The 23,183-nt window shown below is 64.5% G+C and carries 18 protein-coding genes and 1 pseudogene; 8 read left to right on the forward strand and 11 right to left on the reverse strand.

Annotated features, from left to right (window positions below; all coding sequences use genetic code 11):
• Window positions 1-22 precede the first annotated feature (22 nt).
• The 4 genes from hrpB to nhaA all read left to right on the forward strand — a co-directional run bounded on the left by hrpB (window position 23) and on the right by nhaA (window position 6,222).
• Window positions 23-2,611 (forward strand): ATP-dependent helicase HrpB, encoded by a 2,589-nt coding sequence (gene hrpB / locus JQK88_RS05985; RefSeq protein ID WP_203277748.1) that lies wholly within the window; start codon window positions 23-25, stop codon window positions 2,609-2,611.
• A gap of 32 nt (window positions 2,612-2,643) precedes the next feature.
• Entirely contained in the window at window positions 2,644-3,969 is a 1,326-nt protein-coding gene (locus JQK88_RS05990) for an ActS/PrrB/RegB family redox-sensitive histidine kinase (RefSeq protein WP_203277958.1), read from the forward strand.
• A 143-nt stretch (window positions 3,970-4,112) separates the two neighbouring features.
• Window positions 4,113-4,676, forward strand: a complete 564-nt coding sequence (locus tag JQK88_RS05995) for an ActR/PrrA/RegA family redox response regulator transcription factor (protein WP_112560594.1) — start codon at window positions 4,113-4,115, stop codon at window positions 4,674-4,676.
• A 361-nt stretch (window positions 4,677-5,037) separates the two neighbouring features.
• A complete protein-coding gene (gene nhaA / locus JQK88_RS06000; RefSeq protein WP_203277749.1) occupies window positions 5,038-6,222 on the forward strand; it encodes a Na+/H+ antiporter NhaA in 1,185 nt (394 codons plus the stop codon).
• Here nhaA and JQK88_RS06005 read toward each other — a convergent pair.
• The 5 genes from JQK88_RS06005 to cueR form a co-directional block, all read right to left on the reverse strand.
• A complete protein-coding gene (locus tag JQK88_RS06005; protein ID WP_203277750.1) occupies window positions 6,219-7,244 on the reverse strand; it encodes an RNA polymerase subunit sigma-70 in 1,026 nt (341 codons plus the stop codon). The genes nhaA and JQK88_RS06005 overlap by 4 nt on opposite strands.
• A gap of 43 nt (window positions 7,245-7,287) precedes the next feature.
• A complete protein-coding gene (locus JQK88_RS06010; RefSeq protein WP_203277751.1) occupies window positions 7,288-8,034 on the reverse strand; it encodes an SDR family NAD(P)-dependent oxidoreductase in 747 nt (248 codons plus the stop codon).
• A gap of 171 nt (window positions 8,035-8,205) precedes the next feature.
• The gene (locus JQK88_RS06015) at window positions 8,206-8,706 is read right to left on the reverse strand and encodes an MmcB family DNA repair protein (RefSeq protein ID WP_181056465.1); all 501 of its coding nucleotides are present in this window, start codon (window positions 8,704-8,706) and stop codon (window positions 8,206-8,208) included.
• Between the two features lie 412 nt (window positions 8,707-9,118).
• On the reverse strand, window positions 9,119-9,523 hold the full coding sequence (locus JQK88_RS06020; RefSeq protein WP_192249610.1) for an OsmC family protein: 405 nt from the start codon (window positions 9,521-9,523) through the stop codon (window positions 9,119-9,121).
• Window positions 9,524-9,574: 51 nt separating this feature from the next.
• Entirely contained in the window at window positions 9,575-9,997 is a 423-nt protein-coding gene (gene cueR, locus JQK88_RS06025) for a Cu(I)-responsive transcriptional regulator (RefSeq protein ID WP_192249613.1), read from the reverse strand.
• Window positions 9,998-10,236: 239 nt separating this feature from the next.
• Between cueR and JQK88_RS06030 the strand changes: the two genes are divergently transcribed.
• On the forward strand, window positions 10,237-10,854 hold the full coding sequence (locus JQK88_RS06030) for a L,D-transpeptidase (RefSeq protein ID WP_192249616.1): 618 nt from the start codon (window positions 10,237-10,239) through the stop codon (window positions 10,852-10,854).
• A 117-nt stretch (window positions 10,855-10,971) separates the two neighbouring features.
• Here JQK88_RS06030 and JQK88_RS06035 read toward each other — a convergent pair whose 3' ends face one another.
• The 6 genes from JQK88_RS06035 to JQK88_RS06060 all read right to left on the reverse strand — a co-directional run bounded on the left by JQK88_RS06035 (window position 10,972) and on the right by JQK88_RS06060 (window position 19,049).
• Window positions 10,972-11,541, reverse strand: coding sequence for a NifU family protein (locus JQK88_RS06035; RefSeq protein WP_112560600.1), 570 nt, complete (start codon window positions 11,539-11,541; stop codon window positions 10,972-10,974).
• Window positions 11,542-11,729: 188 nt separating this feature from the next.
• Complete coding sequence (locus tag JQK88_RS06040; protein WP_192249619.1) at window positions 11,730-12,221, reverse strand: universal stress protein; 492 nt, start codon at window positions 12,219-12,221, stop codon at window positions 11,730-11,732.
• A 267-nt stretch (window positions 12,222-12,488) separates the two neighbouring features.
• Window positions 12,489-13,556 (reverse strand): tryptophan--tRNA ligase, encoded by a 1,068-nt coding sequence (gene trpS / locus JQK88_RS06045; RefSeq protein ID WP_192249630.1) that lies wholly within the window; start codon window positions 13,554-13,556, stop codon window positions 12,489-12,491.
• 173 nt (window positions 13,557-13,729) lie between these two features.
• A complete protein-coding gene (gene murJ, locus JQK88_RS06050) occupies window positions 13,730-15,337 on the reverse strand; it encodes a murein biosynthesis integral membrane protein MurJ (protein WP_203277752.1) in 1,608 nt (535 codons plus the stop codon).
• A 40-nt stretch (window positions 15,338-15,377) separates the two neighbouring features.
• Window positions 15,378-18,173 carry a [protein-PII] uridylyltransferase gene (locus tag JQK88_RS06055; protein ID WP_192249634.1) on the reverse strand — a complete coding sequence of 932 codons (2,796 nt, stop codon included), beginning with the start codon at window positions 18,171-18,173 and terminating at the stop codon, window positions 15,378-15,380.
• Between the two features lie 33 nt (window positions 18,174-18,206).
• Complete coding sequence (locus JQK88_RS06060; protein WP_192249636.1) at window positions 18,207-19,049, reverse strand: glycosyltransferase family 25 protein; 843 nt, start codon at window positions 19,047-19,049, stop codon at window positions 18,207-18,209.
• 187 nt (window positions 19,050-19,236) lie between these two features.
• Between JQK88_RS06060 and JQK88_RS06065 the strand changes: the two genes are divergently transcribed.
• From JQK88_RS06065 to JQK88_RS06075, 3 genes and pseudogenes are all read left to right on the forward strand, one after another.
• Complete coding sequence (locus tag JQK88_RS06065) at window positions 19,237-21,750, forward strand: heavy metal translocating P-type ATPase (protein WP_192249638.1); 2,514 nt, start codon at window positions 19,237-19,239, stop codon at window positions 21,748-21,750.
• 43 nt (window positions 21,751-21,793) lie between these two features.
• Entirely contained in the window at window positions 21,794-22,186 is a 393-nt protein-coding gene (gene copM / locus JQK88_RS06070; RefSeq protein WP_192249640.1) for a CopM family metallochaperone, read from the forward strand.
• A 143-nt stretch (window positions 22,187-22,329) separates the two neighbouring features.
• Window positions 22,330-23,174, forward strand: a pseudogene (locus JQK88_RS06075) (aldo/keto reductase).
• The last annotated feature ends 9 nt before the right edge of the window (window positions 23,175-23,183 follow it).

A 23,183-nucleotide genomic window follows, 5' to 3' on the forward strand; every position in this document is an offset into this window, starting at 1 on the left:
TGACCGCTGATATGCGGACGCGATGACGACAAGACCCTTGCCGGAGCTTCCGGTGTCCGCCGTACTGCCGGCGCTGAGCGAGGCGCTCGGCGCTGGCAACAGCGCCGTGCTGGTGGCGCCGCCCGGCGCCGGCAAGACGACGCTGGTGCCGCTGGCGCTGCTCGACACGCCGTGGCTGGGCGCCGGCAAGATCGTCCTGCTTGAACCGCGCCGGCTCGCCGCCCGCGCAGCCGCCCGCCGCATGGGCGAATTGCTGGGCGAGGAACCCGGCGCCACAGTCGGATATGCCATGCGCATGGAAAACCGCACCTCCGCCCGGACAAAAATACTGGTCGTCACCGAAGGCGTGCTGGCGCGCATGATCCTCGACGATCCGGAGTTGCCCGGCGTCTCGGCGGTGATTTTCGACGAGTTCCATGAGCGTTCGCTCGACGGCGATTTCGGCCTCGCTTTGGCGCTCGATGTGCAAGGCGCGCTGCGGCCGGATTTGCGCCTGCTGGTGATGTCGGCGACGCTCGACGGCGCGCGCGTTGCGAAACTCTTGTCCGGCGCGCCGGTGATCGAAAGCGCGGGCCGCGCCTTTCCCGTCGACATCCGTTACGACGAACGGCCGGCCGGCGTTCCCGTCGAAGATGCCATGGCCAAGGCAATCCGTTCGGCGCTTGCCGAGGAGAGCGGCAGCGTGCTCGCCTTCCTGCCCGGGCAGCGCGAGATCGAGCGCACCGCCGAGCGGCTGCAGGACCGCCTCAGCGCCGACACCGACATCGTGCCGCTCTACGGCCAGCTCGATAACAGGGCGCAGGACGCCGCCATCAAGCCGCCGCCGCCCGGCCGCCGTAAGGTGGTGCTGGCGACGTCGATCGCCGAGACCTCGATCACCATCGACGGCGTGCGCGTCGTCATCGATTCCGGCCTGTCGCGGCTGCCGCGCTACGAGCCGGCAAGCGGCCTGACCCGGCTGGAGACGGTGCGGGTTTCAAGGGCATCGGCCGACCAGCGCGCCGGCCGCGCCGGGCGCACGCAGCCCGGTGTCGCCATCCGCCTGTGGCGGGCCGAACAGACGGCGGCACTGCCCGCCTTCACCCCGCCCGAGATCCTCGAAGCCGATCTGTCCAGCCTGCTGCTCGATTGCGCCGCTTTCGGCGTCGCCGATCCGGCGAGCCTGTCCTTCCTCGATCCGCCCCCTACGCCTGCGCTCAATGAGGCGCGGACCCTGCTCGGCGCGCTGCACGCCATTGATGACGCCGGCCGGCTGACGGAGCAGGGCGGCGCGATGCGCAAGCTGGCGCTGCCGGTACGGTTGGCGCACATGGTCGCCGAAGCTGCTGGGACCGGCCATGCGACGGAGGCTGCGATGCTGGCCGTGCTGCTCACCGAGCGTGGTCTCGGCGGCGACGGCGCCGACCTCGAGCGTCGATTGATGCGCTTTCGCACCGAGAAATCGCCGCGCGCCATTACGGCAAGACAGCTTGCCGAGCGGCTGGCCAAACCCTCCCCCTCGAGGGGAGGGTCGATCCGCGCAGCGGATCGGGGTGGGGTCGGTTCGGGCACGCCATCGTCGCGCACGCCACCGGCACCCCCACCCCGTCTCCCTCGCCTTGCTGCGCAAGGCGCGCTCGCCGACCCTCCCCACAAGGGGGAGCGTAGCAGCGCCGGCGCGCTGCTCATCCATGCCTGGCCGGACCGCGTCGCCAGGGCGCGCGGCGAGCGCGGACGCTTTGTGCTCACCAACGGCTCCGGCGCCATGCTCGACGCCGCCGACCCGCTGGCGGGCGAGGCCTGGCTTGTCGTCGCCGATTTGCAAGGCAAGGCGCAGAATGCCCGCATCACCGCAGCGGCCGCCGTCGACGAGGCCGACATCCGCGCAGCACTTTCCGACAGGATCGAGACCCGCCGCGAAGTGAGCTTCGACCGCGAGAGGCGAGCGGTGCGCGTGCGCGAGACCGCCCGGCTCGGCGCCATCACTTTGTCCGAGCGCATGCTGCCGGCGCCTTCCGGCACTGACGCCGACCGCGCCATTCTGGATGCCTTGCGCGAGCACGGCCTGTCGCTGCTGGAATGGGACAAGGACGGCGAGACGCTGCGCCAGCGCCTCGGCTGGCTGCATCGCGGCCTCGGCGCCCCATGGCCCGATGTTTCGGACGCCGCCCTCATCGAGCGCCTCGACGACTGGCTGCTTCCGTTCCTCACAGGCAAGGCGTCCTTCGCCGCGATCGATCCGGGCGCGCTGTCTTCCGGCCTGATGGCGCTGGTGCCGCATGAATTGCAGCGCAAGATCGGAACGCTGGCGCCGACCCATTTCGAAGCGCCGTCAGGCAGCCACGTGCCGATCCGCTATGACGGCGAATGGCCGGTGCTGGCGATCCGCGTGCAGGAGCTGTTCGGCCTTGACCGCCATCCCGCTATCGCCAGCGGCACCGTGCCGCTGACGCTCGAACTTCTGTCGCCGGCCCACCGGCCGATCCAGACGACGCGCGACCTGCCCGGCTTCTGGCGCGGCTCCTGGGCCGATGTGCGCACCGACATGCGTGGCCGCTACCCCCGCCATGTCTGGCCGGAAAATCCGCTGCTCGCCGCTGCCACCGCTCGGGCAAAACCGCGCGGCACCTAGCGTTTCTGCTTTCCCGGCTATAATCCTTGGCCATGATCAAAATCCTGCATGCGCCCGACTTCCAGCAGAGCCAGCGGCTGCGCCTCAACACGCTTATCCGGCTGCGCTGGCTGGCCATTGTCGGCCAGAGCCTGACCGTCCTGGTCGTCGCCTATGGGCTGAAATTCCCGCTGCCGGTCAGCCTCTGCTTCGCGCTGATCGCCTGTTCGGCCTGGCTGAACCTGGTTCTGACCTTCCGCTATCCGGCAGCGCACCGGCTGACCCCGTTCCCGGCCTTCTTCATCCTGACCTTCGACAGCCTGCAGCTTGCCGGCCTGCTCTACATGACCGGCGGCCTCACCAATCCGTTCTCGCTGCTGATGACTGTGCCTGTCGTCGTCTCGGCGACATCGTTGCCACTGCGTCTCACCGCCATTCTTGGCGGGCTGGTGATAGTGGGGGCAAGCTTGCTGGTGTTCTTCCATCTGCCGCTGCCCTGGTACGAGGGCGCGCCGCTGCCCATGCCGTTCATCTATGTCGCCGGCATCTGGATGGCGGTGTTTTCCTCGATCGCCTTTACCGCCATCTATGCCTTCCGCGTCGCCGAGGAAGCCCGCCTGCTTGCCAATGCGCTTGCCGCCACCGAACTGGTGCTGCAACGTGAGCAGCATCTGTCGGCGCTGGATGGCCTGGCTGCCGCTGCAGCACACGAACTCGGCACGCCGCTCGCCACCATCGCCCTTGTCTCGAAGGAGATGGAAAAGGCGCTGGGCGACGACCCGAAATACGGTGAGGACGTCAAGCTGCTGCGGTCGCAGAGCGAGCGCTGCCGCGAGATCCTGAAGCGCCTGACCAGCCTGTCCTCCGAAGGCGAGGCGCATCTGTCGCGTCTGCCGCTGACCTCGCTGGTCGAAGAGGTGACGGCGCCGCACCGCGATTTCGGCATCTCGATCAAGCTGCGGCCGGGCGAGCGCATCGGCCCCGAACCCGTGGGACGGCGCAATCCCGGCGTCATCTATGGCCTCGGCAATCTGGTCGAGAACGCCGTCGACTTCGCCCGCAACACCGTCACTATACGCTGGAGCTGGGACGAGCTCGACGTCACCTTCTCGATCATCGACGACGGCCCGGGCTTTCCGCCCGAAATCATCGACCGCATCGGCGAGCCCTACATGTCGACGCGCCAGGGCAACGAAGCCGGTGGTGGCCTGGGTCTCGGGCTGTTCATCGCCAAGACCTTGCTCGAACGCTCCGGCGCCACGCTCGACTTCCGCAATTCGAGCGGACTGGGCGAGGGCGCCATCGTGCAGATATCGTGGCCGCGAACCGTCTTCCTCAACCCGGAATCGGTGGGAACCTCGATGTTCGACACCGCCTGAGGCATTTTGATTTGGCGCATGATCCTTTCCGAAAATCGATTACGATTTTCGGGGTCATGCAATAGCCAAGACCGGCAAAATTGGACAATGGCGTTCAGGAACTATATCTGCGTAAAATTAAGGCAGCAGGATTTTTTGAGACGATGACTGGCGAAGAAACAATTGGTGCAATGGTTGAAGGCGAGGACACCTCGCTGCTGATCGTCGACGACGACAAGCCGTTCCTGACGCGGCTGGCCCGCGCCATGGAAACCAGGGGTTTCGTGGTCGAGACGGCCGAGAGCGTCGAGGAAGCCGTGGCCAAGGCGCGCGCCCATCCGCCGGCCTATGCGGTGGTCGACATGCGGCTTGGGGACGGCAATGGCCTGGACGTCGTCGCCGCCATCCGCGAGAAGCGCGACGACGCTCGCACGGTCATCCTCACCGGCTATGGCAACATCGCCACCGCGGTGACGGCGGTGAAGCTCGGCGCCATCGACTATCTGTCGAAGCCCGCCGATGCCGACGATGTGTTTGCAGCGCTTACCCGCACCGCCGGCGAACGCGCCGCTCCGCCCGAAAACCCGATGTCGGCCGACCGCGTGCGCTGGGAACACATCCAGCGCGTCTACGAAATGTGCGACCGCAACGTCTCCGAAACCGCGAGGAGGCTGAACATGCACCGCCGCACGCTGCAGCGGATACTGGCCAAGCGCGCGCCGCGCTGAGGTTCACGCGGCGCAGGCCGCCAATTGCCGAACCTCAGCGCTGCCCCTCACCTTCCTGCCGGCATCCTCTCCCCGTATAGAGACGGGGAGAGGGGCGCTCTCATCGCTAGTTTCGCCAATCGCCGGCGTTGCAGGAAACGACGGCTAGGCTGAAGCTGCCCCTTTCTCCCCGTCGCTATACGGGGAGTTGAGGAATGGTCCGCGAAGCGGACGAAAAGCCAACTGCTTGGCGTTTCGAATGACGAACGTCCGACAGGACAATGAGGGGCGGCGCCAACGCTGGAAAGAGTTGCGCTTGCCCTGCCATCGACCTTTGCGCATCATCGCTAACGCCACCGGGAAACCCGGCAACGGAGAACACATGCGCGACGAACGGCCAAAATCCATCCTTCGCGAATTCCTCGATGGCGAGGCTGCCGGCGGCATCATCCTGATGGTGGCGGCTGCCCTGGCTCTGATCGTGGCCAATTCGCCGCTGGCCGAAACCTATTTCGCCGCCCTCCATGCCTATCTCGGCCCGCTCAGCCTCTCGCACTGGATCAATGACGGGCTGATGGCAGTGTTCTTCCTGCTGGTCGGGCTGGAGATCAAGCGCGAGATGCTGGATGGCCAGCTCTCGACCTGGCCGCGCCGCGTGCTGCCGGGCGTCGCCGCCGCCGGCGGCATGCTGGTGCCGGCGCTGGTCTATGTCGCCATCAACCGAAACAATGCGGCCGCGCTCTCCGGTTGGGCGATCCCGACCGCCACCGACATCGCCTTTGCGCTCGGGGTGCTGTCGCTGCTCGGCAATCGCGTGCCGGCGTCGCTGAAAATCTTTCTCACCGCGCTCGCCATCATCGATGATCTCGGCGCTGTCATCATCATCGCCATCTTTTACACAAGCGGCCTGTCGCTCGCCTATCTCGGTGCCGCCTTCGCCGTCATCGCCGTGCTCGTCGTGCTCAACCGCATGCGGGTGACGGCTCTGACGCCCTATCTCGTGCTCGGCGCCATCCTGTGGGTGCTGGTGCTGAAATCGGGCGTGCACGCGACGCTGGCCGGCGTTGCGCTGGCGCTCACCATCCCGCTCAAAGTGTCTCCCGGCAGCGGCCACGATCTCGACCATTCGCCGCTGCACCGGCTGGAGCACGGCCTGCACAAGATCGTTCCCTTCTTCGTCATCCCGATCTTCGGTTTTGCCAATGCCGGCGTGTCGCTGGCCGGCCTCAGCGCCGCTGCCCTGGTCGAGCCACTGACGCTCGGCGTTGCCGCCGGCCTCGTGCTGGGCAAGCTGGTCGGCGTCTTTAGCTCGTCGGCGCTGGCCATCCGGCTCGGCTTCGCCGACCTGCCGGTCAATGCCGGCTGGCTGCACATGATCGGCATTTCGCTTTTGTGCGGCATCGGCTTCACCATGAGCCTGTTCATCGGCTTGCTCGCCTTCGCCAACGACGTGGCGCTGCAGGACGCGGTCAAGGTCGGCATCCTGGCCGGCTCGTTCATCGCCGCGCTGCTCGGCGCCGCCGTGCTGCTGATGGCGCCGGCCGTGGGGGAGATTGACGAAGACTAGATGGGCGGCAGGCCGAAAGCCGCGAACAGTTCGGGGCCAAGCGGCGGCACGTAGATCGTCAGCGAGGCGATTTTGCCGTCCGCAGGCTCGATGACATGCAGCGAATGTGGGCGCCATAATAGATCCTGATGGCTGCGTGCGTAGACGCCGACCGCCGGTTGGGCGTTGGCTCCGATGGCCACCGTGCGGTAGCCCGAAAAATTGCCCCAGACGGTCTCGAAGAAAGCATGGATTGCCTCGCGTCCCCGGTACCATTCCCGCCATGGTGGCATGTGGTAGGTGGCGTCCTCCTTCAAGAGTTCGATGAGGCTATCGAGCTTGGCCGCCTGCCAGGCCTGCATGTAGCGTTCGAGCAGCAGCGCCTCTTGCCGGTTGGGCCGTGACCGCTGCTGCGGACGCCCCTGAGGATATCGCTCGCCCAGCGTTGCGCGGGCCCGCTGCAAGGCGCTGTTGATCGAAGCGGTCGAGCCGCCCAGCAATTGCGCCGTCTCGACAGCCGACCATCCCAGCACATCGCACAGAAGCAGAATGGCCCGCTGCCTGGGCGGCAGAAGCTGGATCGCCGCCACGAAGGCGAGTTGCACCGCTTCACGGGCTTCGTAGCGCGCTTCCGGACCGGGCTCGTCGTCAACGAGGTCCGGAAGCTCTGTGTCCGGATACGGCTCCAGCCAGGTGAACTCGGCGGCGGGCCCGCCGGTGGCCCGCCCGTCGGTCTCAGGTCGTCCGGGCTGCTGGAGAATGCGATGCGCCGTCGACCTCGCCTTGATGGCGTTGAGGCAGCTGTGGGTCGCGATCGTATAGAGCCAGCCGCGCACCGAGCCCCGGCCGTCGAATTGCGACCTGCCGCGCCACGCCCTCAGGAACGTGTCCTGGACAAGGTCGTCTGCCTCATGCAGCGAGCCCATCATCCGATAGCAATGGAGTTTGAGCTCGCGGCGGTGAGCCGCCGTCAAACGCTCGAAGGCCAGTCGATCGAGGATCGGCCGGCCCAGGGGCTCAACAGGGCCAGGAGCGTCTGTCATGGAGGAGCCTGCGGTGCTGAAGCTTCCTGGCATCGTGCGCGCCTCACGCCGCTGCCGCAAGTCCGCTGCCGCTGACGGCGAAGGAGCTGCCTTCCAATTTGCCGGTGGCGAGCGCGACCACCGCGCGGCCGACATCGGCCGGCGTCTGCATGTCGGTCATGCTCGCGAGGACGTCTGCAGGCCGGATGCCCAAATAGGCCGCAAAGCCATCGAGCCCGGCATCGCCTATGCCGGTCCCTGGCATGATGCGAGCCGGTGCGAGCGCCATAAACCGCAGGTCCAGCCCAAGCCGATCCGATTCCTTCTGGCAATGACCGGCCAGGAACATCTGCATGCGCTTTGCGCCTGCATACCCGCCGGCGAACGGCGGTCCGCCGGTCAAGGCTGCGCCGCTGGAGATCAGCACAACCCGGCTGCCTGGCTTCAGCCGGCCCTGGAGCGCGGCCTTGCAGAACAGGAACGACGCCTTGACGTCCACTTCCCAGTTCACCGAGAAGTCCTCCCAGCTCTGATCCTGGACGGGCGCGGACGGGGCAAGAGCGCCGGCGCAGATCACCAGCACGTCCGGCTCGAGCGCGGCGAAAACCGCATCGGGTGCGGTCTCGTCGGTGGCGTCGACCGCAAGCGTCTTCACACCTGATGTCTCCCAGGAGAGTTCCTTCAGCGCCGCTGCGCCACGAGCAACGGCCAGCACTGTCGCGCCCTCGCCAAGCGCAGCCTCCACGATTGAGCGGCCGACACCCCGGCTGCCTCCGACGACGACGACATTCTGACCTTGTAACGATCGCATGGATCACCTCTCTTTCCGGCCGCCGGACCATCCAGCGCCTATTGATCAGGACAATCGAGGTGATCGGAAATCATCGGTGCAGGTGAAAAAATTGTCTCGATGGATCGGCGGGCTCGCGCGAAGCCATGGTCGGACACAAGCGGGACGCGCCACCGTCGGCCCGGCGCACTGTTATTCGCTCTCCCCCTCCAGCGCCGGCACCGCCACGCCCGCAAGCTCCGCCGCCAGCAGCCGCGCTGCACCCGCCCGTGCAATGCGCAGCATCAGCGCCTTGCGCGTCGCCGCCGCCATGCGGTGCTCCGGCGCATCGCGCAGGATCTCGGCGCCGTAGCCGTCGGAAAGGATGAAACCGCATTCCTCGGGAAAGATCTCCGCCGGCACGCCGGGATGGGTGGCGAAGAAGAAGCGGTCGGAATGCAGCCGGTAATCAGGCCATTTGCGGTCGACGCGAAAATCCTCGATCGAGGATTTGATCTCGATGATCCAGATGTCGCCTTGCCGGGTCAGCGCCACCAGATCGGCGCGCCGGCCTGTCGCCAGCGACAGTTCAGGCAGCACATGCATGCCCATCTGCATCAACAGCCGCTGCACGCCACGCCGCACCAGCATGGCGCGTTCCGACTGGCGGCCGTCGATCAGGGGATTGAGGGGAATCGGCGAAATGATCGGCATGGCAGCCACCATGCCAGATTTTGTTCACGGTTTGAACCTGTTTTTGGAGGACGGCGGATATATGGTTGGCAAACCTGGGTGACCGCTTGATCTGGGCGCCTTCCGCGATCGCACCATATTCGTCTGGGTGCAGTCTGGTATTAATCCGGGGCGGCCCTATGTCGTGCCAATCAACTTCCGCTCTTAACTATAAGACGGCAGGACTAAAGTCTTGCGCCGTGAACGCAAAGGTCTGATGTAACCGCTTTGGTTCCGTTCTTGTCCATTGGACGTTCCGTATTTTAGCCAAACGAGATATTAGACCTAAGTTAGACCTAGGAAGTCAGCTTTCGTGCGCCACCCCAGCCATGGCGGCCCGAACCGGCCCGTTCCATACCTTAGCGGCACCCTAATCAACCCCCTGGGCATGCCTTCAGGTCACCTCGATCGTCACCGGCACGCCCCGCCGCAGCGAGTTGCTGATCGCGGAAATCTCACCGGCTTTGTCGATCACCTTCCGGGGATCTGAACCGTCCAGTGTGTCGCAGGAAACGGTCATCGTGGCTGAGGTCGCCAGCAAAGGCTTGCCGTCGAGGTTCACGGTCACGCTGATGGCGATCTTTCCCAGACCAACGCCCATCTCCTCGGCGACATAGCGCAGGTCGTTGCAGAAGCAGCCGCCGATCGCCAGCGCCAGCATCTGGGCGCCGTTGAAGCCCAGCCCCATGCCGCCGGCCTTGCCTTCGGGCCGGTCGACCACCACCGTATGTCCGCCGGCCCAGCCCATCGCGGCCTGCGTGCCCTCGACCGTGCGCAGTTCAACGGTTGCCGACATCATCGCTGGATCGCCCTCCCTGCGAAGCGCCGAAAGCGTCCGGCGCCCAGTCCTTCAAGTCGTGGCCGAGGCCGGCCTGTCTCCAGTCAGCGCCGATCCCGCAATATCGTCCAGGATCGGGCAGTCCGGCCGGTCGTCGCCATGGCAGGCGTGGATCAGCTTCTGCAAGGTCGCGCGCATCGACTGCAGCTCGCGCACCTTCTCCTCGATCGCACTGACATGGGCGGCGGCGATCTCGCGCACATCGTGGCTGGCGCGGCTGCGATCGCGATAGAGCGCCATCAACTGGCGGCAATCGTCGATTGAAAAGCCGAGGTTGCGGGCGCGGCGCAGGAAAGCCAGCCGGTGGATGTCATCGCCCGAATAGTCGCGATAGCCATTGCCGGCGCGCGCCGGCGCGATCAGGCCGATCTCTTCATAGTAGCGGATGGTCTTGGCCGGCAGGCCGGACCGCACCGCGGCATCGCCAACATTCATAGTGGTTCCTCGATGTGGTTCCCTGATTCTGGGCCGTCCGACAGGACCGCCCATTGTTTTTCCTTCACAATCCCGTCACCCCTGTTGCCGAAATGCCATAGTTGACGGCTTACCGGCAGGTAAGGTCTCGCATATAGGCATCGCGCGCTTGGCAAGCAAAGCAAATGCCAGCAAGAATGATTTCAGGAAAAGCGGCCGCAACGTGCCGTTCGATTCTGGGCGGGGCATCGGACCATTTCATGCGCATGAAGTCATTTGCAATCGTCGCTGCACTTGCGTTGTCGACCGCGATCTCGGGTTGCAGCACGATCGGCTCGCAGCTCTTCTCCAACAACTACGGCGCGGTGAACGATGCAGGCTATCAGCTGCCTCGCATCCCGATCGAGAAGGTGCCGCTGAAGTACCACCGGCAGGAGGTGAACTACGACACCTCGGAAAAGCCGGGCACCATTATCGTCGATACCCAGAACAAGTTTCTCTACTTCGTCGAAGGCGACGGCCGGGCGATCCGCTACGGCATCGGCGTCGGCCGCGAAGGTTTTGAATGGCACGGCACCGCCCACATCGCGCTGAAGCGCGAATGGCCGACCTGGACCCCGCCGCGGCAGATGATCCAGCGTCAGCCGGAACTGGCCAAGTTTGCCGGCGGCATGGAGCCGGGCCTGAAGAACCCGCTCGGCGCGCGCGCCATGTACCTGTTCAACAAGGGCGGCGACATGGGCTACCGCCTTCATGGCAGCCCGGAATGGAATTCGATCGGCAAGGCGATGTCATCAGGCTGCATCCGGCTGATGAACCAGGACATTATCGACCTCTACGACCGCACGTCGGTCGGCGCCAAGGTTATTGTGATGTGATTACAGTTCGTGCGCGGACCGTCTAGGCAACAACGGACGTCCCAAACAGAAAACCGGGCAATTTGGCCCGGTTTTTTGTTTTTTACGGCACTGGCGGAAGCTCTGCGCTGAGAACTCTCAGGAAACCTGCTCGACCTGCTGCACTTCCGGCACGAAATGCCGAAGCAGATTCTGGATGCCGTGCTTCAGCGTCGCCGTTGACGACGGGCAGCCGGCGCAGGCGCCCTTCATGTGCAGGAACACGGTGCCGTTCTCGAAGCCGCGGAAGGTTATGTCGCCGCCATCCTGGGCAACCGCCGGGCGCACCCGGGTGTCGAGCAGTTCCTTGATGGTGATGACCAGTTCCTCGTCGGCCTTGTCGTAGAATTCGCCGGTCTGGCTGGTCTCGGCGGCGGGGCCGGCGTTGACCATGACAGGCGCGCCCGACATGAAATGCTCCATGATGGCGCCGAGGATGGCCGGCTTCAGATGCTGCCAGTCGGGACCGTCCTTGGTCACGGTGATGAAGTCATAGCCGAAGAAGACGCCGGTAACGCCGGGAATCTCGAACAGGCGGCCGGCCAGCGGCGAGGCGCTCGCCGCACTGTCAGCATCGCGGAAATCGGCGGTGCCTTCGACAAGCACTTCCTTGCCGGGCAGGAATTTCAGCGTTGCCGGGTTCGGCGTCGATTCGGTCTGGATGAACATGGCCGTCTCCGTGCCCCATTCGGGCAGCTAGTTTGGAATAATTCTAAATAGGCTCAATTGGCTGGACATTCAAGCGAAACGCATCGCTGGAAACGGCTGGCTGGCGGAATGTTTTTGCTGGCCCTTACCGCAAACCGAGGTGCGTTGAGATTCAGGTCAGGCCGGCCTCACCTGAATATCAGCTCACCTCAGGCGAGGCTGTCGATCTCCTCGTCCGACAAATTCTGCGGCACCACCGTGACCGGAATGGGGAAGGCCGCGCCCTTGCCGGCGACAGCGCCGACCAGCGGTCCGGGCCCTTCCTTGCCGGCGCCTGCTGCCAGCACCAGGATGGCGATATCCTGGTCTTCCTCGATCAGTTTGTGGATCTCTTCGGTCGGCTTGCCTTCGCGCACCACCATTTCGGGCTCGATACCAAGCTTCTGACGCACCTTGTTGGCATAGCCGTCGAGAGCGGCGCGTGCCGTGGCGTTGGCCTCCTCGCGCATGATCTTTTCGACGCCCAACCAGTGCTGAAAATCGTCCGGTGTGATGATGTAGAGCAGCACCAGCGTGCCGCTGGTGCTCTGCGCCCGCTTCGAGGCGTAGGCGACCGCGCGCTCGCACTCGGGCGTGTCATCGATGATCGCCAGGAATTTCCTGCGATGGCCGGCTTCGCGACTGAGGCGTTTGGAGACCATGTCTATCTACCTAGTGTCGTGATTTAGAAGTTAGCCAGACTTCGATATCGCGCTGCGAGCTAACTACGAAATCAACACGACACTAGAAATCAATAGGTTGCTCGTATCGCTGATTTTGAAATTCGCCAGAGTTGGATATCGAGGGCAGTGCGAATTTCAAAATCAGCGATACGAGTGTCATTTCGGCCGCAATCTGCCACCGCGGCAGACCGTCGGCAAGCCGCCGGCACTGGGCCAGTGTGGTGCAGTGCACCCTGAAACCTGAACTCAGCCCTGCAAAAGGCCGATAATGTCGCGCACGGTCTTCATCGTGGTCTCAGCCAGCACGCCGGCGCGCTCGCCACCATCCTTCAGCACCGCGTCGACATAGGCGCGGTCGCCCTCGATGCGGCGCATCTCGCCGGCGATCGGCGCCAGTTTTTCCACGGCAAGGTCGGCCAGCGCCGGCTTGAACACGGAAAACTGCTGGCCGCCGAACTCCTTGAGTACATCGGCCTTCGACATCTCGGCCAGCCCGGCATAGATGCCGACCAGGTTTTCCGCTTCCGGCCGGCTTTCCAGTCCGTCGACCTCACTCGGCAAGGCCTCCGGGTCGGTCTTGGCCTTGCGGATCTTCTTCGAGATGGTGTCGGCATCGTCCGTCAGGTTGATGCGCGACAGATCCGACGGGTCCGATTTCGACATTTTCTTCGAACCGTCGCGCAGGCTCATGATGCGCGCTGCCGGGCCGCCGATCACCGGTTCGGTGATCGGGAAAAAGCCGTTCACCGTCTCTTCGCCGACCTGCATCTCGACGCCGACGCCAAGGCTGGCGATGCGGCTCGAAAAGTCGTTGTTGAATTTCTGCGCGATGTCGCGGGTCAACTCCAGATGCTGCTTCTGGTCCTCGCCCACCGGCACATGGGTGGCGCGGTAGAGCAGGATGTCGGCCGCCATCAGCGAGGGATAGGCGAGCAGGCCCAGCGAGGCATTCTCGCGGTCCTTGCCAGCCTTGTCCTTGAACTGCGTCATCTTGTTCATCCAGCCGATGCGCGCCACGCAGTTGAAAATCCAGGCAAGCTCGGCATGCTGCATCACCCGCGACTGGTTGAAGACGATGTGCTTCTTCGGGTCGATGCCGGAGGCAAGGAAGGCTGCGGTGATCGAGCGGGTCTGATCGGCGAGGTCGTCATGGACGAGCTGCGCGGTCAGCGAGTGCAGGTCGACGACGCAATAGATGCAGTCGGACGTGTCCTGCAGCGCGACGAATTTCTTGATGGCGCCGAGATAGTTGCCGAGATGCAGATTGCCGGTCGGCTGGACGCCGGAAAAGACGAGCTGTTTGAAGGCGGTCATGATGTCCTCATGGCTTGTGGAGGGCCGTACTAAGCGTGATTCCGAAAAGTTGCAGACTTTTCGGAGCCAATCACGCGGCTGGAAACCACGCGCGGCGAAAGTCTTTCGACGGCGCGCTTATGGACGAGAGCGGCCTTGCGATCAAGACCGGTGTTGCCGTCGGGCTGCCCCGACTACTCGTCCAGTTCGGTGTTTGCGGCGGGTGGGGCTGCCTTGCCCGAGCCGCGTTTCACGTTGCGCCGGATCATGCCGAAATCGGCGCCGCCGGTGGCAAACGCGGTGACGAAGTAGAGAGCCGCGCCGCCGGCGACCAGCGCCAGCAGTGTCGTCGCCTTGATCACCAATGGCGAGCCGGGGCCGAGCCTGACGGCCAGCCAGTGTTCGGCGCAATAGAGCGCCGCCGCCATCACCGCCGCCGACAGCACCAGGCGCGGAATCCGCTTCAACAGCGGCACGTCTCGGCCCCAATGGCCGCGCCTGATAAGCACGGCAAGCAGCATCACCGCGTTGACCCAGCCGGCGACGGCCGAGGCCACCGCGATGCCGGGCGCGCCCATCTTCGGGAACAGTGTCAGTGCCGTGGCAACATTCACGCCGACCGAGATGGCGGCGAACATCATCGGGGTCCGCGTATCCTCGCGCGCGAAATAGCCGGGGGTGAAGGCCTTGATCAGCACGAAGGCCGGCAGTCCGAGGCCGAAGATCGCCAGGATCGCGGCAACCGTCGGCGTCGAGCCGTTGGTTGCAAAGGCGCCGCGCTCATAGACCAGCCGCACGATCGGCTCCGACATCACCCAGAGCGCCGCCGCCGCCGGCAAGGTCATGAACAACGTGAACTCGACCGAGCGGTTCTGCAGGTTGGCAGCCTCGATCAAATTGCCGGATTTCAGCGCCCGTGACAGTTCCGGCAATAGCACGATCGCCACCGCGACGCCGACGACGCCGAGCGGCAGCTGATAGATGCGGTCGGCGTAGGCCAGCGAGGACACGGCGCTGTCCTGCGCCGAGGCGATTGCCGTGCCGATCAGCTGGTTGATCTGGGTGATGCCGCCGGTGATCGCCGCCGGCAGCGCCAGGATCAGCAGCCGCTTGACGTTGGGCGTCATCTTCGGCCGGCGAAAACCGATTGCGATACCGGCATTGCGCACCGCCACCCACACGATGGCGAGTTGCACCAGGCCGGCCGCCAGCACGCCCCAGGACAGGCTGAAGCCGACATCATGCGCATCCATGCCGTGGTACCAGGCATAGCCGAGAACACTGATCAGAATGATGTTGAGGAAGGCGGGCGCAACGGCCGCCGCGAAGTAGCGGCGCAGCGAATTCAGCATGCCGGCCATCATGGCCGCCAGCGACATGCAGATGAGATAGGGGAACATGATCGTCGCAAGCAGGACGGTCGTCTCGAACTTGCCCGGCGTGTCGGCAAAGCCCGGCGCCACCAGATAGCGCACGATCAGCGGCATCGCCAGTTCCATGACGATGGTCAGCGCCAGCAGCGCCGAGAACAGCACGCCGAACACTTCCTCCGAAAAGCGCTTGGCGCCGTCGGTGCCGTGGGTCTCGATCTCCTTGGCAAACAGCGGCACGAAGGCGGCGTTGAACGCGCCCTCGGCAAACAGCCGGCGAAACGTGTTGGGAAACTGGAAGGCGGCGTTGAAGGCGTCCGCCACCGGTCCGGTGCCGAGTGCGGCCGCCATCAGCATTTCGCGACCAAAGCCCAGCGCGCGGCTCATCAGCGTGCCGGATGCAACTGTGGCGAATTTCTTGACGAGGCTCATGCGCGCGGAGATTGCCTGGGTGATTGGGACAAAGTGATGGTCACTCGGCCGCCGCCTTGGCCTTGCCGCCGCGCTCGGGGGCCACGCCCTCGAGCGCTGTGATAAGCCTGGTGTGGATGGCGGCGGTGCGCGCCGGGCTGTCGATCTTCTGTCCCGTCAGGTCGGTGACATAGAAAGTGTCGATGACCTTCTCGCCGAAGGTGGTGATGTGGGCCGAGGCGATGTCGAGCGACAGGTCCGACAGCGCGCTGGTGATCTCCGACAACAGGCCCGGCCGGTCCAGCCCCTCGACCTCGATCACCGAAAACCGGTTCGATAGCGTGTTGCGGATTTCGGCGCGCGGCGGAATCTTGAACACCTTGGCGCCGCGCCGCGGCCTGGTGCGCTTCTCGATCATTTCCGGCAGCCAGCTCTTGCCCGACAGCACGTCCTCGATCAGCCGGCCGACGCGCTCGGCGCGGCGGCGCTCGTCCTCGTCGCGGTCGAACTCCCTGGAGATCAGGATGATGTCCAGGGCGCGGCCGTCGGAGGTGGTGAAGATCTGCGCGTCGACGATGTTGCCGCCGGCGCCCGCACAGGCGCCGGCTATGACCGAGAGCAGGCGCGGATGGTCCTGCGCCAGCACGGTGATCTCGGTCACTGCCTCGAACTGGTGTGTCCTGACCACGGTGGCCAGCTTCTTGCCCGCCGCGTCCGCCTCGCGGATGAATTCGGCGTGGCGCAACTGGTCGGCAAGATCGACGGTCAAAAGGTAATTCTCATAATGCAGGCCGACATAGCGCTTGCGCGCCTTGTCCGGCCAGTCGGCCAGTGCCTCGGCCAGACGCTCGCGCGCCGCCGCCGTGCGCTTGGCGCGCGACACCTCCGAGAAGCCGCCGGTCAACAGTAGCTCGGTCTCGTAGTATAGCGTGCGCAGCAACTGGCCCTTCCAGCCGTTCCAGACGCCTGGCCCGACGCCCCTGATATCGCAGACGGTCAGGATCAACAGTAGCTTCAGCCGTTCGACCGACTGCACGATCGAGGCGAAATCCTCGATCGTCTTGCGGTCGTTGAGGTCGCGCGTCTGCGCCGTCATCGACATGACGAGATGGTTCTCGACCAGCCAGGCGACGGTCTCGGTGTCGGCGGCCGACAGCCCCATATGCGGGCAGATGCGCCGCGCGATCCTTGCGCCGGCCTCGGAGTGATCCTCCGGCCGCCCCTTGGCGATATCATGCAAGAGCACGGCGACATAAAGCGCTTCGCGGCTCTTCTTCAGCCCCGGCATCAGCGTGTGCGACAGCGGATGCACCTTTTCGCCGTCGCCGCGCTCGATCTCGGCCAGAACGCCGATGCAGCGGATCAGGTGCTCGTCCACCGTATAGTGGTGGTACATCGAGAACTGCATCATGGCGACGATCTTGCCGAAGTCGGGGATCAGCTTGCCGAGCAGGCCGGCCTCGTTCATGCGTCGCAGATTGAGCTCGGCATTGCGGTCCGAGGTCAGGATGTCGAGAAACAGCCGGTTGGCCTCCTCGTCGCGCCGCAGCGACTTGTTGACGAGACCGAGCGAACGCGTGAGCAGCTTCAGCGCATCGGGATGGAATTCCAGCCCGTGCTTGTCGGCGAACCAGAACAGCCTGAGCAGATTGACCGGGTCGCGCTCGAACACCGTGTCGTCGGCGACGTTGATGCGATGGTTGTCGACGATGAAATCGGACGTGCCGGCCAGCTTGCGCTTGCGGCGCTGGAAGGTGAGGAAGATGCGGTTGAAGCCCGGCACGTGCTTGGCCTGCTCTTCCTCGAGCGCGGCGCAGAAGATGCGGGTCAGGTCGCCGACATCCTTGGCGACGAGAAAATAGTGCTTCATGAAGCGCTCGACCGCCGACAGGCCGGGATGGGTGGTGTAACCGAGACGCTCGGCGATTTCGCGCTGGATGTCGAAATGCAGCCGTTCCTCGGGCTTGCCGGTGAGGAAATGCATGTGGCAGCGCACCGCCCACAGAAAGTCCTCGGCCTTGAGGAACTCCCTGTATTCGGCCTCGGTGAAAACGGCCTTGTCGACCAACTCCTCGCCGGTGCGCACGCGATAGAAGTATTTCGCGATCCAGAACAGCGTCTGCAAATCGCGCAGGCCGCCCTTGCCGTCCTTGACGTTGGGCTCGACCAGATAGCGGCTTTCGCCGGCCTTGGCATGGCGCTCGTCGCGTTCGGCGAGCTTGGCCTGAACATATTCGGGCCCGGTGGTGCGCACCACTTCATGGTCGAAGCGGGTCAGCAATTCGTCAAAGAGCTTTTGCTCTCCCCACAGGAACCGGGCCTCCAGGATCGAGGTGCGGATGGTGATGTCGCTGCGCGACAGCCTCAGGCACTCGTCGATGTTGCGGGTGGCGTGGCCGACCTTCAGCCCGAGGTCCCACAGCATATAGAGCATGTATTCGACGATCTGTTCGCCCCACGGCGTCTGCTTGTAGGGCAGCAGGAACAAGAGGTCGATGTCGGAACCCGGCGCCAGCGTGCCGCGGCCATAGCCGCCGACCGCGACGACGGCCATGCGTTCGGCGGTCGACGGGTTTTTCACCCGATAAACATGGGTCGCGGCGAACTCGTAGAGGGCGCGGATGATCTCGTCCATGAGATGCGACAGCCGGGCAGCACAGGCCGCGCCGCTGCCATCGTCCATCAGCATGCGCTCGGCGACCTTGCGGCCCTCGGTCAGGCGTCCCTTCAACAGCTTGAGCGCACCGACGCGCGCGCCGGACTCGGCGCCGCTGCCGGCCGAGGTCAGCGCCGTCATCTCGCGGCGCAGGGCGTCGCCGTCGATCAACTCGTCGAGTTTGAGGGAGATTTTTGCCATAAGTTACCGGTCGGCCTCGCCTTTCGGCGGCGTCTATAGCGCGTTTTCACGGCGCTGTGTATGGGGCCGCCGGACGCGCCGGCCGCGATACTCGAACGGAATGACCTTCTCCTGCCGGAGCCGGAAGAGATCGACGATCTGCCGCGCCAGCCGCCAGGCTTCGATCCTCACCTTGGCGGCAATCGGCTTATGCCGCCTTTTGTCCATCCCGCTTGCCACCCGTTCCTCCGCGCGCTCCTGCTTGAGCAGGCTCGGCAATTGCACTGGTCCTTCGCCAAGGAACTGAGCCTGCAGGCACAAAGCCGGCACAAGCTGATAAATGACCTTGCCGGACGAGGCCGCAAAACGCGGATTGAAGACGAGATGATCAACGGGAATGGCGATCTCATTCGCCGCGTCGACGAGGTGTCGGGCAGCCTGTCTCGACAGGATGTACCCGGCCGCGCCAATGTGGACGGCGTGCAGCCTGCTCGCAGAAAAACCGTGACCACAGGCAACCCCCTTGCGTGAAATCACGGTTCGATTGAAGAACGTTTCCAGCTTGACGATATCCGCATCGGCGGGGATCCAGCCCACATCGGCAAGCAAAGCGCCGGCATTGTCAGAGAAGACGACATCGTCCTCGAAGATGGCGCCATAGGCGTCATCGCCTGCCGCGATCATCGACCAGCACTGTTTGTGACTGAGCAGGCAGGCAATCTCGGTGTCGGCCATACGCAAACGCTTTTTTCTTTGCGGCATTTCGGCCAGATCCGGCCGATCGCGCGCGTCGATGGCGACGACCCGTTCAAAGGCGAGGCCGACGCGGGCGAACTCGGCCGACACATGGGCGAGGCGGTCGCGGGACCGATCGAGATTGATAACCAGGCATTTCATGTGGGTGGGTTCGATGCAGCGGATGCAGGTGGTCGCGTCCATAACATAGGAAAGAAATTGCGTAAGCGATTTTTCCCTCGATGCCGTCCGATGGGGGCCATGATCGAAAAGTGGAAATCGCCCCTTGACCTTCCAGTTACTGGAAGCACTACCTCCGCACCCAGACAGACATGAAGGCATTTATTCGATGGCGCATTCCGAGCATCACCACCACGCGCACACGGCCGATGGCGGCTGCTGTGCGGCAAAGGCGGCTGTGCCGACCGCCGAGGCCGTGGTGCGCGATCCCGTCTGCGGCATGAGCGTCGATCCGGTAGCGGGCAAGCCGTCGGTCGAGCATGGCGGTCGCCTCTTTCACTTCTGCAGCGAGAACTGCCGCACGAAATTCGTCGCTGAGCCTGAAAAATACCTGACCGCCACGGACCCGGTCTGCGGCATGAGCGTGGATCGTGCCACAGCCAGGCATTTCTTCCGGCACGAAGGCCAGGGGTTCTATTTCTGCTCGGCCGGATGCCAGGCGAAGTTTGAAGCCGAGCCGCAAAAATATCTCGGCGACAGGCCGGCACCGCTGCCAATGCCGAAAGGCACGCAATACACCTGTCCGATGCATCCCGAGATCATTCGCGACAAGCCCGGCTCGTGCCCGATCTGCGGCATGGCGCTGGAGCCGATGGGCGTTCCCACCGGCGATGAGGGCCCGAACCCCGAACTGGTCGACTTCACCAGGCGGTTCTGGGTCAGTACGGTGCTGTCCGTGCCGCTGCTGATCGTCGCCATGGCGCCGATGCTCGGCCTGACTTTCCAGGCCTTTGTCGACGAGCGCACGATGGTTTGGCTCGAACTGGCGCTGGCGAGCCCCGTCGTGCTGTGGGCGGCCTTCCCGTTCTTCCATCGCGGATGGGATTCACTGGTCAACCGCAGCCCCAACATGTGGACGCTGATTTCGCTCGGTGTGGGTGCTGCCTATCTCTACAGCGTCGTGGCGACACTGTTTCCGGACATCTTTCCGCATCAGTTCCGCGGGCATGGCGGCACCGTGCCGGTCTATTTCGAGGCCGCCGCCGTCATCGTCGCGCTGGTGTTCCTCGGCCAGGTCCTCGAACTGCGAGCACGCGAAAAGACCGGCTCGGCCATTCGCGCGCTGCTCGACCTGGCGCCGAAGACGGCGCGGCTGCTGGGCGTGGACGGCTCCGAGACCGACGTGCCGCTCGATGCGGTCAAGGCCGGCGACAGGCTGCGCATCCGTCCGGGCGATGCCGTGCCGGTCGACGGCATCGTGCTTGAGGGGCGCTCTTCGGTCGACGAATCGATGATTTCGGGTGAGCCGCTGCCAGTCGAAAAGACTGATGGCGATGCCTTGACCGGCGGCACGCTCAACAAAAACGGCTCGCTGATCATGCGCGCCGAGAAGGTCGGCGCGGAAACCACGCTGGCGCGCATCGTTCAACTGGTGGCCAAAGCACAGCGTTCACGCGCGCCGATTCAAGGGTTGGCCGATCGCGTCTCCTTCTACTTCGTCCCCACCGTCGTGCTGGTGGCGCTTGCCGCCTTTGCCGCCTGGGCCGTCTTCGGCCCCGAGCCCAGCTTGATCTTCGCCATCGTCTCGGCGGTCTCGGTGCTGATCATCGCCTGTCCCTGCGCGCTTGGTCTCGCGACGCCGATGTCGATCATGACCGCCACCGGCCGCGGCGCACACGCCGGCGTGCTGATCAAGGAAGCCGCCGCTCTGGAACGTTTCGCCTCGGTCGACACGCTGATCGTCGACAAGACCGGAACCTTGACTGAGGGACGGCCGCGCCTGACCGATGTCGTCGCGGCGGTTGGCCTAGCGGAGAACGAATTGTTGGCGCTCGCCGCTGGCCTCGAAAAAGGCTCGGAGCATCCTTTGGCCGAAGCAATCGTCGGCGGCGCCGGTGAGCGTGGCCTGACAATCGAAGAAGCCAGTGGCTTCGAAGCCGTCACCGGCAAGGGCGTCTCCGGCACTGTGTCAACCCGCGAGGTCGCGCTCGGCAATGCCGCCATGATGGCCGATCTTGGTATCGATACCGCGCCCCTGTCGGCCAGGGCCGAGGCGCTGCAGGCCGAAGGCAAGACCGCCATGTTCGTTGCCGTCGACAAAAAACTGGCCGGCATCGTCGCCGTCGCCGACCCGATCAAGGCAACGACGGCCGAGGCGATCCGGGCACTGCACGACAGGGGACTGAAGATCATCATGGCGACCGGCGACAATGAGCGCACGGCGCGCGCCATCGCCAAAAGCCTCGGGATCGACGAGGTGCGCGCCGGCCTGCTGCCGGAGCAGAAGGCGGCATTGGTCGAGGAATTGCGCGCCAAGGGCACCGGCGTCGCCATGGCCGGCGACGGCGTCAACGACGCACCCGCACTTGCCGCCGCCGATGTCGGCATCGCCATGGGCACGGGCGCCGACGTTGCGGTCGAAAGCGCCGGGATCACCCTGGTCAAGGGCGACCTCAACGGCATCGTTCGGGCGCGAACGCTGGCCCAGGCGACGATCCGCAACATCCGCCAGAATCTGTTTTTTGCCTTCCTCTACAATGTGCTTGGCGTGCCGATTGCCGCCGGCGTGCTCTATCCGCTGACCGGCACACTTTTGTCGCCGATGCTGGCGGCGGCGGCGATGAGCCTGTCCTCGGTTTCGGTGATCGCCAACGCATTGCAGCTCAGGACATTGAAACTCTGAACTCAACCCCCAAATACGAAATCCAATCAACAGGAGATCATGGATGACCTTGGCTAAAAAGATCGTGCTTTTGCTGATGGCGGCGGGAATGCTGCTTGCCGTTTTCCTCGAAAGCGTTCCGGCGCAGTCCGAGGAGATGAAACACGACATGGGCGCGATGGCGACAGACGCGACCGGTCCGTCGACCGAAGGCTACAAGGCGGCGATGGACAAGATGCATGCCGACATGATGGCCCCCCAATACACCGGCAATGCCGATGTCGATTTCGTGCGCGGCATGATCCCGCATCATCAGGGCGCGATCGACATGGCCAAGGTGGAACTTGCCAATGGCAAGGATCCTGAAATCCGCAAGCTGGCCGAAGGCGTCATCGCCGCGCAGGAAGCCGAGATCAAGCAGATGCAGGACTGGCTCGCAGCCCATCCGCTGAAGTAGGCATCCCCGATCATGCAGGAGAGATCCATTCTGGATTTCTCCCTGTGCTTGTGATGCCATGCGCATCGACCGCCAGACCAGCAATTCCAGGAAAAGTGCGAGCGGTTTTCCGTCGGGAATTGTGTAACAAAGATAGAGCCTCTATGCCAACGACGATCAGAACCACCACGCTGCCTTCGGGCGAAGCCGTCCAGGTGCTGGGACAGGGTACGTGGAAGATGGGCGAGGATTCCCGCCGCCGTGCCGGCGAGGTCAACGCCCTGAAGCTCGGGCTGGACCTCGGCATGACGCTGATCGACACCGCCGAAATGTATGCCAGCGGCGGCGCCGAGGAGGTGGTGGCCGAAGCCATTGCCGACGCCGCGACGAACTCGTTCTAGTCTCCAAGGTGTTGCCGTCCAATGCCTCGCGCGCCGGCGTGGCGCGGGCCTGCGAAAACAGCCTGAAGCGCCTGCGCACCGACCGCATCGATCTCTATCTCCTGCACTGGCCGGGCAGCGTGCCTTTGTCTGAAACCGTCGAGGCTTTCGAGGCTTTGAAAAAGGCCGGCAAGATCCGCCATTGGGGCGTCAGCAATTTCGACACCGACGAGATGGAGGAACTGACCGGGCTGCGCTCGGGCGACAATGTCCAGACCAATCAGGTGCTCTACAATCTGTCGCGGCGCGGCCCGGAATTCGATCTCGGGCCATGGAGCCGGCAACGTGGCATTCCGCTGATGGCCTATTCGCCGGTCGAGCAGGGCGCGCTGGCGCGCAATGCCAGGCTGGAGATCATCGCCGCCCGCCACAACGCCACGGCGGCACAGATCGCGCTTGCCTGGGTGATGGCGCAGCCAGGCGTCATCGCCATCCCGAAGGCCAGCAGCCAGGACCATGTCCGCCAGAATGTCGCGGCGCTCGACATCAAGCTCACAGGCGAAGACCTCGCCGAACTCGACCGCGCCTTCCCGCCGCCGACCCGCAAGCGCGGGCTGGAGATGATCTAGATTGGAACG

The sequence above is a fragment of the Mesorhizobium caraganae genome (assembly GCF_016836705.1).
In the GTDB taxonomy this organism is placed as follows: domain Bacteria; phylum Pseudomonadota; class Alphaproteobacteria; order Rhizobiales; family Rhizobiaceae; genus Mesorhizobium; species Mesorhizobium caraganae.

What these genes read in the sequence shown, in the direction of transcription:
- JQK88_RS06015 (WP_181056465.1), bottom strand. Translation starts at nt 8,706, where the DNA reads ATGCCGATCATTTCGCCGATTCCCCTCAATCCCCTGATCGACGGCCGC.
- hrpB (WP_203277748.1), top strand. Translation starts at nt 23, where the DNA reads ATGACGACAAGACCCTTGCCGGAGCTTCCGGTGTCCGCCGTACTGCCG.
- nhaA (WP_203277749.1), top strand. Translation starts at nt 5,038, where the DNA reads ATGCGCGACGAACGGCCAAAATCCATCCTTCGCGAATTCCTCGATGGC.
- JQK88_RS05990 (WP_203277958.1), top strand. Translation starts at nt 2,644, where the DNA reads ATGATCAAAATCCTGCATGCGCCCGACTTCCAGCAGAGCCAGCGGCTG.
- trpS (WP_192249630.1), bottom strand. Translation starts at nt 13,556, where the DNA reads ATGACCGCCTTCAAACAGCTCGTCTTTTCCGGCGTCCAGCCGACCGGC.
- cueR (WP_192249613.1), bottom strand. Translation starts at nt 9,997, where the DNA reads ATGAATGTTGGCGATGCCGCGGTGCGGTCCGGCCTGCCGGCCAAGACC.
- murJ (WP_203277752.1), bottom strand. Translation starts at nt 15,337, where the DNA reads ATGAGCCTCGTCAAGAAATTCGCCACAGTTGCATCCGGCACGCTGATG.
- JQK88_RS06065 (WP_192249638.1), top strand. Translation starts at nt 19,237, where the DNA reads ATGGCGCATTCCGAGCATCACCACCACGCGCACACGGCCGATGGCGGC.
- JQK88_RS05995 (WP_112560594.1), top strand. Translation starts at nt 4,113, where the DNA reads ATGACTGGCGAAGAAACAATTGGTGCAATGGTTGAAGGCGAGGACACC.
- JQK88_RS06005 (WP_203277750.1), bottom strand. Translation starts at nt 7,244, where the DNA reads ATGACAGACGCTCCTGGCCCTGTTGAGCCCCTGGGCCGGCCGATCCTC.
- JQK88_RS06020 (WP_192249610.1), bottom strand. Translation starts at nt 9,523, where the DNA reads ATGATGTCGGCAACCGTTGAACTGCGCACGGTCGAGGGCACGCAGGCC.
- copM (WP_192249640.1), top strand. Translation starts at nt 21,794, where the DNA reads ATGACCTTGGCTAAAAAGATCGTGCTTTTGCTGATGGCGGCGGGAATG.
- JQK88_RS06040 (WP_192249619.1), bottom strand. Translation starts at nt 12,221, where the DNA reads ATGGTCTCCAAACGCCTCAGTCGCGAAGCCGGCCATCGCAGGAAATTC.
- JQK88_RS06055 (WP_192249634.1), bottom strand. Translation starts at nt 18,173, where the DNA reads ATGGCAAAAATCTCCCTCAAACTCGACGAGTTGATCGACGGCGACGCC.
- JQK88_RS06060 (WP_192249636.1), bottom strand. Translation starts at nt 19,049, where the DNA reads ATGAAATGCCTGGTTATCAATCTCGATCGGTCCCGCGACCGCCTCGCC.
- JQK88_RS06010 (WP_203277751.1), bottom strand. Translation starts at nt 8,034, where the DNA reads ATGCGATCGTTACAAGGTCAGAATGTCGTCGTCGTCGGAGGCAGCCGG.
- JQK88_RS06035 (WP_112560600.1), bottom strand. Translation starts at nt 11,541, where the DNA reads ATGTTCATCCAGACCGAATCGACGCCGAACCCGGCAACGCTGAAATTC.
- JQK88_RS06030 (WP_192249616.1), top strand. Translation starts at nt 10,237, where the DNA reads ATGCGCATGAAGTCATTTGCAATCGTCGCTGCACTTGCGTTGTCGACC.